Annotated in this window: 13 protein-coding genes; 6 read left to right on the top strand and 7 right to left on the bottom strand. The window is 57.0% G+C overall.

Features of this window, described 5'->3' with window-relative positions; translation table 11 throughout:
- The first annotated feature begins 35 nt into the window (after nucleotides 1-35).
- On the top strand, nucleotides 36-1,280 hold the full coding sequence (locus AC3ISI_RS19320; RefSeq protein ID WP_489333355.1) for a lipoprotein-releasing ABC transporter permease subunit: 1,245 nt from the start codon (nucleotides 36-38) through the stop codon (nucleotides 1,278-1,280).
- A gap of 122 nt (nucleotides 1,281-1,402) precedes the next feature.
- On the opposite strand, the gene AC3ISI_RS19315 is transcribed toward AC3ISI_RS19320, so the two are convergent.
- Together AC3ISI_RS19315 and AC3ISI_RS19310 are read right to left on the bottom strand one after the other, a co-directional pair.
- Nucleotides 1,403-2,752: a heavy metal sensor histidine kinase gene (locus AC3ISI_RS19315; RefSeq protein ID WP_489333354.1), complete on the bottom strand. Its 1,350-nt coding sequence runs from the start codon at nucleotides 2,750-2,752 to the stop codon at nucleotides 1,403-1,405.
- Nucleotides 2,752-3,432 carry a heavy metal response regulator transcription factor gene (locus tag AC3ISI_RS19310; RefSeq protein WP_489333353.1) on the bottom strand — a complete coding sequence of 227 codons (681 nt, stop codon included), beginning with the start codon at nucleotides 3,430-3,432 and terminating at the stop codon, nucleotides 2,752-2,754. The genes AC3ISI_RS19315 and AC3ISI_RS19310 overlap by 1 nt, the downstream gene beginning before the upstream one ends.
- Before the next feature lie 155 nt (nucleotides 3,433-3,587).
- Between AC3ISI_RS19310 and copI the strand changes: the two genes are divergently transcribed.
- Nucleotides 3,588-4,112, top strand: a complete 525-nt coding sequence (gene copI / locus AC3ISI_RS19305; RefSeq protein WP_489333352.1) for a copper-resistant cuproprotein CopI — start codon at nucleotides 3,588-3,590, stop codon at nucleotides 4,110-4,112.
- Between the two features lie 61 nt (nucleotides 4,113-4,173).
- Nucleotides 4,174-5,004 carry an NADPH-dependent 7-cyano-7-deazaguanine reductase QueF gene (gene queF, locus AC3ISI_RS19300; protein ID WP_489333351.1) on the top strand — a complete coding sequence of 277 codons (831 nt, stop codon included), beginning with the start codon at nucleotides 4,174-4,176 and terminating at the stop codon, nucleotides 5,002-5,004.
- A 173-nt stretch (nucleotides 5,005-5,177) separates the two neighbouring features.
- Here queF and AC3ISI_RS19295 read toward each other — a convergent pair whose 3' ends face one another.
- Both AC3ISI_RS19295 and pcrP read right to left on the bottom strand, forming a co-directional pair.
- Nucleotides 5,178-5,441 (bottom strand): DUF4404 family protein, encoded by a 264-nt coding sequence (locus tag AC3ISI_RS19295; protein ID WP_489333350.1) that lies wholly within the window; start codon nucleotides 5,439-5,441, stop codon nucleotides 5,178-5,180.
- 109 nt (nucleotides 5,442-5,550) lie between these two features.
- A complete protein-coding gene (gene pcrP, locus AC3ISI_RS19290; protein ID WP_489333349.1) occupies nucleotides 5,551-6,171 on the bottom strand; it encodes an HAD superfamily inactivated hydrolase PcrP in 621 nt (206 codons plus the stop codon).
- 201 nt (nucleotides 6,172-6,372) lie between these two features.
- Here pcrP and AC3ISI_RS19285 point away from each other — a divergent pair, with 201 nt between their 5' ends.
- The 3 genes from AC3ISI_RS19285 to rssC all read left to right on the top strand — a co-directional run bounded on the left by AC3ISI_RS19285 (nucleotide 6,373) and on the right by rssC (nucleotide 9,196).
- The gene (locus AC3ISI_RS19285) at nucleotides 6,373-7,062 is read left to right on the top strand and encodes an MlaA family lipoprotein (protein ID WP_489333348.1); all 690 of its coding nucleotides are present in this window, start codon (nucleotides 6,373-6,375) and stop codon (nucleotides 7,060-7,062) included.
- A 470-nt stretch (nucleotides 7,063-7,532) separates the two neighbouring features.
- On the top strand, nucleotides 7,533-8,714 hold the full coding sequence (gene rssB / locus AC3ISI_RS19280; protein WP_489333347.1) for a two-component system response regulator RssB: 1,182 nt from the start codon (nucleotides 7,533-7,535) through the stop codon (nucleotides 8,712-8,714).
- Entirely contained in the window at nucleotides 8,714-9,196 is a 483-nt protein-coding gene (gene rssC / locus AC3ISI_RS19275) for an anti-sigma factor antagonist RssC (RefSeq protein ID WP_007943680.1), read from the top strand. Before rssB ends, rssC begins: the two co-directional genes overlap by 1 nt.
- 200 nt (nucleotides 9,197-9,396) lie before the next feature.
- Here the strand turns inward: rssC and AC3ISI_RS19270 are convergent.
- The 3 genes from AC3ISI_RS19270 to dusA form a co-directional block, all read right to left on the bottom strand.
- Nucleotides 9,397-10,619 (bottom strand): IS3 family transposase gene (locus AC3ISI_RS19270; RefSeq protein ID WP_489333346.1). Its coding sequence is split into 2 segments (ribosomal slippage): nucleotides 9,397-10,268 and nucleotides 10,268-10,619, totalling 1,224 coding nucleotides; the frame shifts between segments, so codons are not numbered across the junction.
- Nucleotides 10,620-10,733: 114 nt separating this feature from the next.
- Nucleotides 10,734-11,660 carry a transaldolase gene (gene tal, locus AC3ISI_RS19265; protein ID WP_489333345.1) on the bottom strand — a complete coding sequence of 309 codons (927 nt, stop codon included), beginning with the start codon at nucleotides 11,658-11,660 and terminating at the stop codon, nucleotides 10,734-10,736.
- A gap of 178 nt (nucleotides 11,661-11,838) precedes the next feature.
- Nucleotides 11,839-12,834, bottom strand: coding sequence for a tRNA dihydrouridine(20/20a) synthase DusA (dusA, locus tag AC3ISI_RS19260; RefSeq protein ID WP_489333344.1), 996 nt, complete (start codon nucleotides 12,832-12,834; stop codon nucleotides 11,839-11,841).
- Between the last annotated feature and the right edge of the window lie 117 nt (nucleotides 12,835-12,951).

Raw genomic sequence — 12,951 nt, 5'->3', positions numbered from 1 at the left:
GCCGGGTCTTTTATTTTTATACGGTGCCCCAGCGAATGTTCAGACCGTTATCGATCTTTATCGGCGCGCGCTATACCCGCGCCAAGCGCCGCAATCGCTTTGTTTCCTTCATATCGATGACTTCGATGATCGGCCTCGCCCTCGGCGTGCTGGCGATGATTGTGGTGTTGTCGGTCATGAATGGTTTTCAGCGCGAAATGAGCTCGCGCATCCTCGGCATGGTGCCGCACGCCACCATCGTCGGCGTAAACCCGATTGACGATTGGCAGCCTGTCGCAGCGGCCGCGATGAAAAATCCGCAAGTGACGGCGGCCGTGCCTTTCACCGAGATGGAAGGCATGCTGTCCTATAAGGGCATGATGCAGCCGATCCAGGTCAGCGGCGTCGATCCGGCGCAGGAAGGCAAGGTGTCGATCGTTGCCCAGCACATTGTTCAGGGGCGTCTCGATGCCTTGAAACCGGGCGAATTCGGTGTGGTTATCGGCGAGATAACTGCGCGTCGTTTTCGTTTGAACGTCGGTGACAAACTCACCCTGATTGTGCCGGAAGTCAGCAACGCACCGGGCGGGATTACCCCGCGCATGCAGCGCTTGAACGTGGTCGGTGTGTTCAAGGTCGGTGCTGATCTGGACGGTTCGATGGCATTGATCCACGTCGCCGATGCCGCGCAGATGCAGCATTGGGAGCCTAATCAGGTACAAAGCGTGCGTCTGGCGGTGAAGGATTTGTACGCCGCGCCGCAAGTGTCGAGCGACATTGCCAGCGGTTTGGGCGCCGCGTACAAGGCTGACGACTGGACCCACACCCAGGGCAGTCTGTTCAGCGCGATGAAAATGGAAAAGACCATGATCGGCCTGCTGTTGCTGATGATTGTCGCGGTGGCGGCGTTCAACATCATCGCGACCTTGATTATGGTGGTGAACGACAAAGGCGCGGACATCGCGATCCTGCGCACCATTGGCGCAACGCCGGGGCAGATCATGGCGATCTTCATGGTCCAGGGGACGGTGATCGGGATTGTCGGGACCTTGATCGGCGGCGTGCTTGGAGTGATTGCGGCGTTGAACGTCAGTCAGTTGGTGGGCTGGATCGAGCGGGTGAGCGGGCAGCACATCTTCAGTTCGGATGTGTATTTCGTCAGCAACCTGCCTTCGGAATTGCAGGGCGGGGATGTGCTGTTGATTTGCTCGGCGGGGTTTATCTTGAGTTTTCTTGCCACCGTGTACCCGGCGTGGCGTGCGGCGAAGATCGAGCCGGCTCACGCGTTGCGGTATTCGTAACTCCTGAAGTCGCCATCGCGAGCAGGCTCGCTCCCACAGGGTTTGGAGTCGATCACAAAATGTGGTTCAACTCGGACATTTTGGGAGCGAGCCTGCTCGCGATGCGGCCAGACCTGTTGGCCTCAATCTCTCTTAGGCAACTCAATCACAAACCGCGTCCACCCCTTCTCCGATTCGCAACGAATCTGCCCACCATGGGCACGAATGATCGACTGAGTAATCGCCAACCCCAACCCTGCATGCTCACTGCTGCCTTCCTGGCGCGCCGGATCGGCTCGATAAAACCGGTCAAACAAACGCGGTAGCAACGCCCCTTCAATACTGTCGCCACTGTTCTCAACCGTCAGACTCAACCCTTTAACCTGATCAACAATCCGCACCCGAACCTCACCCTCGGTAGACGTAAACCGCAACGCGTTGTCCAGCAGATTGGACAGCGCCCGCCGCAGCATGCTGCGGTCACCCTCCATGCGCGCACTACCTTCACGATTCAGTGTCACCCTGGCGTCTTCAGCCAGTGGCGCAAAAAACTCCAGCAACAGATCCGTTTCCTCCGCCAGTTCCAGCGGTTCACGCTTGGGCGTCAGCAGTCCGTGATCGGCCTTGGCCAGGTACAACATGTCCTTGACCAGTTGCGCCATCCATTGCAGCTCTTCGAGGTTACTGTGCAGTGCCTCGCGGTAATCCTCGATGGGGCGGGGGAGGGTGAGGGTGACCTGTGTGTGGGTCAGAAGGTTGGATAACGGCGTGCGCAGTTCATGGGCGATGTCAGCGGAGTACGCGCAGAGCCGTTGAAACGAGTCGTCAAGGCGTCCGAGCATGGCGTTGAAGCTGTGGGCCATTTCTGCGAGTTCGGGCGGCATGTTCTCTTCGGGCAGACGCGCATTCAGTGATTGCGCCGAAACGCCGCGGGCGACCGCGCTCATGCGCCGCAACGGGCGCAACCCGCTGCGTGCCGCCCAAGCCCCGAGAAGGGCCGTGGCCAAGGCTGACAATCCAACGGTCAGCCAGATCAGATGCTGCATGCGTTGCAGAAAGTGCTGGTGATGGGTGATGTCCAGCAGCAAGGTCAGTTGTGGGGAGTCAGGTTTGTCGACAAATAACGGCGCGTTCAACACGCGGTAGTCGGTGCCGTCGTCGTTCAGGGTCGATAAACCCGTTTTTTGCGGGAGCTTGTCCGGCATTTGTGCGGAGCTGTCATACCAGCGCTGGCCATCGCTGCCGGTAATGCGTAGCGACAAATCGGCCTGCCGGCTCAATTCATCCGCGAGTCTGATTTGGCTGTCGCTGGATTGAATATCGTGAAGTGCCCGGCGTAAACCAATCAGCTTGCCGTCCAGTAGCTGCTGATCAAGCTCGACAAAGTGCGCTTCACTGGCGCGGCTGAACAACACCCCGGCGAACAGTGAAACCACTGCCGTGCAGGCCGCAAATAGCAACGCCAGACGGCTGCTTAACGAAAGATGCCGCATCAGGCTGAGCGCTCTTCAAGGACGTAACCCATGCCGCGCACGGTGTGGATCAATTTGTTGGGGAATTCATCGTCGATTTTCAGGCGCAAACGGCGGATGGCGACTTCGATCACATTGGTGTCGCTGTCGAAATTCATGTCCCAGACCTGAGAGGCGATCAGCGATTTGGGCAGGACTTCGCCCTGACGACGCAGGAGCATTTCCAGTAGGGCGAATTCCTTGGCCGTCAGGTCGATGCGCTGACTGCTGCGCTCAACGCGGCGGCGAATCAGGTCCAGGCGCAAATCGGCCAGTTGCAAACTGGTTTCCTGCGACGAGGCGTTGCCACGACGCAACAGGCTGCGGACTCGGGCCAGCAGCTCGGAGAAGGCGAACGGTTTGACCAGATAATCGTCGGCACCGAGTTCAAGGCCGTGGACTCTGTCTTCCACCGCGTCACGGGCTGTCAGAAAAAGTACCGGCGTGTCCAAGCCGGCACCGCGCACCGCTTGCAGAATCTGCCAGCCATCTCGGCCGGGTAGCATCACGTCGAGAATCAATAACGCGTAGTCACCGCTCAGTGCCAGTTGTTGTCCGGTGTTGCCGTCGGCCACCAGTTCGGTGTTGAAGCCGGCCTCGCTCAGGCCCTGACGCAGGTAGTGGCCGGTTTTTGGTTGGTCTTCGACGATCAGCAATTTCATGGGCGACTCTAGGCAAATGGAACGAATGCTTTATACCGTGGGCAGCGTGGATACAGATCAACCTGACAAAGTTGTAATCTGGCTGTCAGGTTGCGGGCAGCGGCCGCAGTTTAGAGTTTTCCACAGGCTGAACCTTATCTTGTTGGAGTACGACGATGTTTTTGCGCAAATCTTTGCTGCCGGTGGTGTGTTTGTTGGCGTTTAGTTCGCCGGTCTGGGCTGCACCGGCACAGACCTTCGACTTCGGCCAACCTGCTGCGGCGGCCAAGGCGACTCGCAGTGTTGAAGTGGTGATGGGCGATATGTCGTTTACTCCCAAGGCCATCGAGATCAAGGCCGGTGAGACGATTCGCTTTGTGCTGGTGAATAAAGGCCAGTTGCTGCACGAATTCAACCTGGGGGACGCGGCGATGCATGCCAAACACCAGCAGGAAATGTTGGAGATGCAGCAGAGCGGCATGCTGACGCCTACAGGCGTGAAGAAAATGGACCACGGTTCAATGGCTGGCATGGATCATGGAACGATGAAACACGATGACCCGAACAGCGTCCTCGTCGAGCCGGGCAAAACGGCGGAACTGACCTGGACCTTCACCAAGGCCACCAGCCTGGAGTTTGCCTGCAATATCCCCGGCCATTATCAGGCCGGCATGGTCGGCAAGTTGACTGTCAGTCAGTAAGCGTTCAATGGCGGGAGCAAAGGCTGGTAGAATCCGCTGATTCTTCAGTCAGGTTTCCGCCATGCATCCCGCAGCCGAACACTCGCCGCTGGGCAAATCCAGCGAATACATCGCCACTTACACGCCGTCCTTGCTGTTCCCTATTCCGCGCACGGCGAAATGGGCCGAGCTGGGCCTGACGGCTGAAAACCTGCCATACAAGGGCGTGGATTTCTGGAACTGCTTCGAGCTGTCGTGGCTGTTGCCGTCCGGCAAGCCCGTGGTGGCGATTGGCGAGTTCAGCATCCCGGCGGATTCGCCGAACATCATCGAATCAAAGTCGTTCAAGCTGTACTTGAATTCCCTGAACCAGACGGCGTTTGCCGATACGGCGAGCCTGGAAGCGACGCTGGTCAAAGACCTGTCGGCGGCCGCAGGCAAGCCGGTTGGCGTACGCATTCGCAGCCTCAAAGACGTGGAAGCCGAAGGCGTTGTCGCGTTGCCGGGCGTATGCATCGATGATCTGGACATCAGCGTCAGCAACTACGAGCAACCGCGCCCGGAACTGCTGCGTTGCGATGAGTCGCGCATTGTCGAAGAGAGCGTGCACAGTCATTTACTCAAATCCAACTGCCCGGTTACCAGTCAGCCGGACTGGGGCAGCGTGGCGGTGGAGTACCGTGGCGCGGCGCTGGATCACGCGAGTTTGCTGGAATACATCGTGAGCTTCCGTCAGCACTCGGACTTTCATGAGCAGTGCGTGGAGCGGATTTTCCTCGATCTGCAGCGGTTGTTGAAACCAGAGAAATTGACGGTGTATGCGCGTTATGTGCGCCGTGGCGGATTGGATATCAACCCGTATCGCAGTACCGAAACGGTTCAACTGCCGAACCACCGCCTGGCCCGTCAATAAAGCATCCCCTGTGGGAGTGAGCCTGCTCGCGATAGCAATGGCTCATTCAACATCGATGTCGCCTGACACTCAGCCATCGCGAGCAGGCTCGCTCCTGTAGGGGATTGCATTGCAAATCCCGGATATGAAAAAGCCCCGCTATCGCTAGCGGGGCTTTTTTGCGTTTGGCGGGTTCAGATGCCCATATTGCCCAAGGCTTGCGCAATGTTGCGCAGGGTGCCGGCCAGGGTTGGGTGCTCGAGTTCGAAGCGTTCGACGGCCAGGTTGACACCGTCGGCGAGGCTGGCGTCCTGGGTCTTGGACTCGAGCTCAATCTTGAGTTCGATCTGTTGCATCAGTTCATGCAGGTTTTCACGTTCGGATTCGGACAGCGGTGGATTCTGTTCCAATTGCTCGCGCAGAGTATTGAGCTGTTCTTGCAGTTCGCGGGCAGGCATGACGTTCTTCCTTTTATCAATAGGCACTGGCATAGACCGCAGCCTCGCGCCAAAGGTCTATGGCTGACCTTTAGATTAATCCACTTGTGCACAACCTGCATGATCTCGGTCAGGGCTTTTCGCCCTTGAGCCGGCGCAGGCTGATATCGGCCAGGCAGGTGTCGAGTTCGCCCAGATGATCGATCACCGAATGCACGCCCAAACCGAATAACTGCATCGTCGCCTTGCCGCGCAAGTGCTCGCGTTCTTTTTGACTCAACGTATGCCATTCACTGGGCGCGAAGCCGCAGAGCGAGCCGCAGGACGCCAGACCGATCGTCCACAATCCGGCATTCAAGCCCGATTGCAGCAACCGTGGTTCGCCGCTGACCAGCACACAGCCATCCAGACGTTCGACATTCAACGCCATCAGGGCTTGCCAGCAAGCGTTCGGAGCGGGCCATGGGTTAATTGTTGCGGAGTGTTTCGAAGAGCTGATCCAGGAAGGCAGGGTAACGGCCAGAGAATGGCTGAGGGCAGGGGGTAATTCATCGAGCCAGGCGCAGGGAATTTGCTGGCGCTGCAAACTGCGCAGGCTATCCAGCGCACCGGGAGTGGCCTCGGCGTGCTCCGCAGAATAAACCCCGTGCTGGCGCGTGCGGGCGCCGAAATCCACCAGGCAACCGCTGAGGCCGAACAAGACGGCGGTCAAACCGGGTGCTGCAATGGGCAAGGTTTCAGCGTTTGGCATATCAACATCCCTGAAATAGTGACAAGGCTATGCGGCGTCAGTGACAGTTGAGTGACATTGGTGTGAAGCGCTCTCAATCAGGACTATTCATCTGTAGGCGAATGCGCGCGATGCTGCATCAATCGGCTTTTCCGACTTATACTAACCAGCTTAACGCCCGGGCCAAGTGCTCGTGCCAGTAATAATCCAAGGAGTTTTTCTATGCGCTGGAGCAAACATTTCGCTCAGCTTTGTATGTGTGCCAGTGTGTTGCTGGTTCCGTTTGTAGCTCAGGCTGCTTCGGAAGACGACCCTTGGGAAAGCGTTAACCGTCCGATCTTCAAGTTCAACGATGTGATAGACACTTATGCGCTCAAGCCTATTGCTCAGGGTTATGAGTTCATAACGCCGCAGTTCCTGGAAGACGGCATCCACAACATGTTCCGCAACGTCGGTGATGTCACCAATCTGGTGAACGATATTCTGCAGGTTAAACCGACCGCCGCAGGCACTGATACGGCACGCATCATCTTCAACACCACGTTCGGCGTGCTGGGCTTTTTCGATGTGGGCACCAAGATGGGCCTGCACCGCAACGACGAAGACTTCGGTCAAACCCTCGGCTATTGGGGTGTCGGTAGCGGTCCTTACGTGATGCTGCCATTGCTGGGGCCTAGTACTGTGCGTGATGCGCCTTCCAAGGTCGTTGACGGCTACACCGGCCCGTACCCGTACATCAACGACGTGCCGGTGCGTAACTCTGTCTTCGGCCTGAACATCGTCGACACGCGCGCCAGCTTGCTGTCGAGCGAGAAGCTGATCACCGGTGACAAGTACACCTTTATTCGTAATGCGTACTTGCAGAACCGCGAATTCAAAGTCAAAGACGGCCAGGTCGAAGACGATTTTTAATTTCGATCGGTAATACGAAGAAGGCGGCCTTTGGGTCGCCTTCTTTCGTTTGGATCCGGCTTATTTCATTTTCAAGATTGTAAGCCCCAGTTTCTGATTCTCACTGTCCAAATGGCTTCGCCCCTACCCCCTTGGCATCCTCGTATGTGTATGAAACCGCGCTTTTCGCTGTAGTCCCGACCGGTTTGGCTCATGGGTTCGATCCTTCCATTGAGTTACGGAATTGTCTGTTCTTATAACTCCCAGTGATTTGACAACTAAAGACGCCAAGCGACCATCGGCGTGAGCTTGAAACGCCCCGCGGATGGGAGTACCGTCTGCGCCTTAGAAGGGCACCTCTGGTGTACGTGTGAGTAGGGCAAGCGCTCGAAAACGGTGCAGCAGAGTGGCTAGAAAGCGAATCCAGTAGTGTGAGCCGGGCTAAAGCCCCTGCCTGCTACGCCAACCTAATTCTGGCGCCGTTTGCCCACATGCCAAAAACCAGTGCCACGCTGCTGATAATCGATGATGACGAAGTAGTGCGCGCGAGTCTCGCGGCCTATTTGGAAGACAGTGGTTTCAGTGTCCTGCAGGCCAGCAATGGCCAGCAGGGTCTTCAGGTATTCGAGCAAGACAAGCCCGACTTGGTCATCTGCGATCTGCGCATGCCGCAGATGGGCGGACTCGAACTTATCCGCCAGGTCACTGAGCGGTCTCCGCAAACCCCTGTGATTGTGGTCTCCGGTGCCGGCGTGATGAACGACGCGGTCGAGGCGTTGCGCCTGGGCGCGGCGGATTACCTGATCAAGCCTCTCGAAGATCTGGCTGTGCTCGAACATTCTGTTCGTCGAGCCCTGGATCGCGCGCGTCTCCTGCTGGAAAACCAGCGTTACCGCGAGAAGCTGGAAAAGGCCAACCGTGAGCTCGCTGCCAGCCTGAACCTGCTCCAGGAAGACCAGAACGCCGGTCGCCAGGTGCAGATGAACATGCTGCCGGTCAGCCCCTGGACCATCGACGAGTTCCAGTTTGCACACCAGATCATCCCGTCGTTGTACCTGTCGGGTGATTTTGTTGACTACTTTCGGGTCGACGAGCGTCGGGTAGCTTTCTACCTGGCAGACGTTTCCGGGCATGGCGCTTCTTCAGCCTTCGTTACCGTGCTGCTGAAGTTCATGACCACGCGCTTGCTGTTCGAATCCAAGCGCAGCGGTACATTGCCGGAATTCAAGCCTTCAGAGGTCCTTGGTCATATCAACCGAGGCCTGATCAGTTGTAAGCTGGGCAAACACGTCACAATGGTCGGTGGAGTCATCGACGAGGAGACAGGTTTGTTGACCTATAGCATCGGTGGTCATTTGCCGTTGCCTGTGTTGTACACGCCAGACAGTGTTCGTTATCTGGAAGGGCGCGGTCTGCCGGTGGGCCTTTTTAATGAGGCCTCCTACGAAGACCACGTGCTGGAACTGCCGTCGACATTCAGCCTGACGCTGATGTCTGATGGCATTCTGGACCTTTTGCCAGAACCCACACTCAAAGAAAAAGAAGCGGCGTTGCCCCAACGGGTCAAGGCTGCGGGCGGCACCCTGGATGGGCTGCGGCAGGTTTTTGGATTGGCCACGCTTGGGGAGATGCCGGATGATATCGCCCTGTTGGTGTTGAGCAGGAATCTTTAATGAGTACCGGTAGAATCCAGTTCGCCGAGCAGGATGGCACTTTCGTCCTGAAATTCGTCGGTGAAGTTCGCCTGACCCTGTGTTCGGCGTTGGATGCGACTATTGATCGGATCTTCACTGCGCTGAACTTCAACGCGATCGTGATCGACCTGACCGAAACCCGCAGCATCGACAGCACGACCCTTGGCCTGCTGGCCAAGTTGTCGATCCTGTCGCGGCAAAAGGTCGGCCTGTTGCCGACCGTCGTCACCACCCACGAAGACATCACCCGTCTACTGGAGTCCATGGGCTTCGAGCAGGTGTTCAACATTGTTGACCAGCCCGTGCCATGCCCGGAATGCCTGGACGACCTGCCAGACCAGGACCAGTCCGAAGAAGTGGTGCGGATTAAAGTCCTCGAAGCACACAAAATCCTCATGGGGCTGAATGACCACAATCGCGAAGCGTTTCATGATCTGGTGAATGCGCTGGAGCGTCACTGATTAGGCTTATAGTGATGTGGGTCTTACGGGCCCCATCGCAGGTATGCCAGCTCCCACACAGACCTACGTCGTAATCCACCACAAATTCCCTGTGGGAGCCGGGCTTGCCCGCGATGGCGTCATAACTGTCATCATTCACTAGGTGCCAAGCCAAGCCACCCGGTGTCTAGTCCTGAAATAGGTTTACACCTGTTTCAGCCTCAAAACGCCCGATGCACCGCATCGGGCGTTTTGTATTTCAGCGACAGATGAGGCCGCTCGTTGTTATAGATCTGCACCGACTCGTCCACCATCCGGATGGCCTCTGCAAAATCTTTGGGGCGATGTAGCAATAACTCGTTCTTCAAAATCCCATTCACACGCTCAGCCAATGCATTTTGGTAGCAGTCGTAGCCATCGGTCATTGAGCAGGTGATGCCGTACTTGGCATGCAGCCGCTGATAAAGCTCGGAGCGGTATTGGACGCCTCTGTCCGAGTGATGCACCAGGCGTTGTTCCGTTGTCCGCTGCTTGAGGGCTTTGTTGAACGCCTGGATCACCGATTCGGTGTGCAAGCTTTCATGGACATGGTGCCCCACGATTTTTCGAGAGTACGCATCGGTGATCAAACTCAGATAAGCCACACCCGTTTGCGTCGGTAAGTAGGTGATGTCCGCAACCCATACTTGTTCTGGCGCCTTGGCGACTACCTGAATCGGCCCATCTTTGAGCAGGTTTGGATGCCGGCGAAAGCGATGATGGCTGTCTGTCGTTTTGTGATAGGCCCGTCTGCGGGGAACCAGTTCGCGCCGATCTCGCAAGATATCGAATAAACGGTCTCGACCAACCTTTACGGACACTTCTGGCTCAGTGCGCATTAGATTGTGAAGTTTTCGGGTGCCAAGGCGCGGTTGCCTAAGTCGCTTTTCCCTCACGAACCCCATCACTTCCTGGGCATGACGGGCCCGGGCATCACACGCCCGGTTGCGCTTGTAATACGCCTGACGGGAAATCCCTATGAACTGGCAAGCCCGACTAATGCTCAGGTCTTGGATCTGCCCTTGGGAGAGGACTTGCCGGATCGCTTTTTTACGACAGAAACACCGAAGTCGTTCTTCAAAACATCAACGACGGCTTCGAAAAATTGAGCTTTCTGGTTGGCTTGGGCAAGCTTTTCTTCAAGCTCTTTGATTCGCTGCTCGGGTGTCAGCGGTTTATCGGGCTCATCCATGGAACGGGGTCTCTTGGAGCGAATGGACGCGCCTTGACTCCAGTCCTGCCGACCATGCCTGCGTAACCAGTTCAGTACGGTCGTTTTACCCTGAATGCCATAGCGCTCTTGAGCCTCTTTATAACTCAACTCGCCTTTTTCGACCTGATCGACGACCGACAATTTAAAGGTCAGCGTGTAATCACGCTGACTGCGCCTTTCTCCCGTATTCATTACTCTCTCCTGATAATGGGTCAGAAGGTGTAAACCTTATTCAGGACGGGACACGGGCACAAAAAAGGGCGAACCCACCAGGGGTTCACCCTTTTTGCATTGCCTTGAGCTAGATCACAGCTTGGCCTGCAACAGCGCCTCCAGCTTCTCCTGATCTCGAGCAAACTGTCGAATACCCTCAGCCAGTTTCTCAGTTGCCATTGCATCTTCGTTGGACAACCAACGGAACTGCGCTTCATTCAAGCTCAAGCGCGCTTCACCGGCATGCCCAGGCGCCAGCTTGCGCTCCAGCTTGCCAGTATCCGCTGCCAGCTTCTCCAACAGGTCCGGGCTGATGGTCAGGCGATCACAGCCTGCCAACTGCTCGATCTGGCTCAGGTTACGGAAGCTCGCGCCCATCACCACAGTCTTGTAGTCATTGGCCTTGTAGTAGTTGTAAATCCGCGTCACCGACTGCACGCCCGGATCATCCGCGCCGGTGTAGTCATTGCCGTTGGCTTTTTTGTACCAGTCGTAAATCCGGCCCACGAACGGCGAGATCAGGAACACGCCCGCATCGGCACACGCCGCCGCCTGAGCAAAGGAGAACAACAGCGTCAGGTTGGTCTGGATGCCTTCCTTTTCCAGCGTTTGCGCCGCGCGGATGCCTTCCCAAGTGGAGGCGATCTTGATCAGCACACGGTCACGGCCAATGCCGGCCTTGTCATACAACTCAATCAGGCGGTGCGCACGTTTCAATACGGCGTCAGTGTCGAACGACAGGCGCGCATCCACTTCGGTGGAAATACGGCCCGGTACAACCTTCAGAATCTCTTGCCCGACCGCAACACCGAAACGGTCACTGGCCAGGCCCACATCGCCTTTACAGTCGTGAACGCAGGCGTCCAGCAATTCGGCATACGCAGGGATAGCCGCGGCTTTGAGCAGCAGGGAAGGGTTGGTGGTAGCGTCCACCGGTTTGACGCGAGCGATTGCTTCGAAGTCGCCGGTATCGGCAACCACGGTGGTCATTTGTTTAAGTTGTTCCAGCTTGGAAGTCATGGGCGTGCTCTGTCCTGTGGGTCTAATGACATTACCCGAGCGCTGACAGCCACTCAAGGGCGCATGTACGTATCGATGGTCCCAGCGGCAACAACCTGAAAACGGCTGTTTGAATGGTGGGACATGGTGTCGGTAAATACGATGCCAAATCAGCGCACAGGTTCAACCCGGGCGACTGTTAGCGCCCCTCTAACAACTCCGCCGCCTGATCCAGCAACGACAAAGGCTCTTTAGCCTTGTGAATGTCCACCGACAACAACTGCCGAAACTTGCGCGCCCCTGGAAACCCGGTGCCCAGCCCCAGCACATGCCGGGTGATATGGTGCATCGAACCACCCCCATCAATGTGCGCGGCGATATAAGGCCGCAACTGCGCGAGCGCCTCGGCCCGAGTGATCACCGGTGCCGTGCTGCCAAACAGCTGCTGATCCACCTCAGCCATCACGTAAGGATTGTGATACGCCTCACGGCCCAGCATTACACCGTCGAACGTCTGCAAATGCTCGTGACAGTCCTCAAGCGTCTTGATCCCGCCGTTGAGAATAATCTCCAACTCCGGAAAATCCGTCTTTAACCGCGCCGCCACGTCATAACGCAGGGGCGGAATGTCGCGGTTCTCCTTCGGCGACAACCCCTCCAGAATCGCAATCCGAGCATGCACCGTAAAACTCGTACATCCGGCATCCCGAACCGTACCGACGAAATCACACAATTGCTCATAACTGTCCCGACCATTAATCCCGATACGGTGCTTCACTGTCACGGGAATCGACACCGCATCACGCATCGCCTTCACGCAATCAGCCACCAACTGCGGATGCCCCATCAGGCACGCACCGATCATGTTGTTCTGCACCCGATCGCTTGGGCAGCCGACATTTAGGTTCACCTCGTCGTAGCCATGCTCCTGCGCCATGCGGGCGCAGGCGGCCAGGTCCAGCGGGACACTGCCACCGAGTTGCAGGGCGAGCGGGTGTTCGGCTTTGTTGTGACGCAGGAAACGATCGTGATCGCCGTTGAGGAGCGCGCCGGTGGTGACCATTTCGGTGTAGAGGAGGGCGTTTTTAGACAATAGGCGTAGGAAGAAGCGGCAATGTCTATCGGTCCAATCCATCATAGGCGCGACGGAGAAGCGGCGGGAGAGTGGGGCGGGTGTGGCGGTGATTGGGGGCATTGGGGGATCTGGAATGGGTGAGGCTGGGAGAGGGGGAGTTTATCAGGATTGGGCTTGTGGGGCGCAGACAGACTGCTGCGTTAGTCCTGAGCATGTGCTCAGCATCACTCACGGAGG

It is taken from the genome of Pseudomonas sp. GL_139_B, assembly GCF_057834475.1.
This window is presented reverse-complemented; position numbering and strand designations above follow the sequence as displayed.

What these genes read in the sequence shown, in the direction of transcription:
- AC3ISI_RS19285 (WP_489333348.1), top strand. Translation starts at nt 6,373, where the DNA reads ATGCGCTGGAGCAAACATTTCGCTCAGCTTTGTATGTGTGCCAGTGTG.
- AC3ISI_RS19310 (WP_489333353.1), bottom strand. Translation starts at nt 3,432, where the DNA reads ATGAAATTGCTGATCGTCGAAGACCAACCAAAAACCGGCCACTACCTG.
- AC3ISI_RS19315 (WP_489333354.1), bottom strand. Translation starts at nt 2,752, where the DNA reads ATGCGGCATCTTTCGTTAAGCAGCCGTCTGGCGTTGCTATTTGCGGCC.
- queF (WP_489333351.1), top strand. Translation starts at nt 4,174, where the DNA reads ATGCATCCCGCAGCCGAACACTCGCCGCTGGGCAAATCCAGCGAATAC.
- pcrP (WP_489333349.1), bottom strand. Translation starts at nt 6,171, where the DNA reads ATGCCAAACGCTGAAACCTTGCCCATTGCAGCACCCGGTTTGACCGCC.
- dusA (WP_489333344.1), bottom strand. Translation starts at nt 12,834, where the DNA reads ATGCCCCCAATCACCGCCACACCCGCCCCACTCTCCCGCCGCTTCTCC.
- copI (WP_489333352.1), top strand. Translation starts at nt 3,588, where the DNA reads ATGTTTTTGCGCAAATCTTTGCTGCCGGTGGTGTGTTTGTTGGCGTTT.
- AC3ISI_RS19295 (WP_489333350.1), bottom strand. Translation starts at nt 5,441, where the DNA reads ATGCCTGCCCGCGAACTGCAAGAACAGCTCAATACTCTGCGCGAGCAA.
- rssC (WP_007943680.1), top strand. Translation starts at nt 8,714, where the DNA reads ATGAGTACCGGTAGAATCCAGTTCGCCGAGCAGGATGGCACTTTCGTC.
- AC3ISI_RS19320 (WP_489333355.1), top strand. Translation starts at nt 36, where the DNA reads ATGTTCAGACCGTTATCGATCTTTATCGGCGCGCGCTATACCCGCGCC.
- rssB (WP_489333347.1), top strand. Translation starts at nt 7,533, where the DNA reads ATGCCAAAAACCAGTGCCACGCTGCTGATAATCGATGATGACGAAGTA.
- tal (WP_489333345.1), bottom strand. Translation starts at nt 11,660, where the DNA reads ATGACTTCCAAGCTGGAACAACTTAAACAAATGACCACCGTGGTTGCC.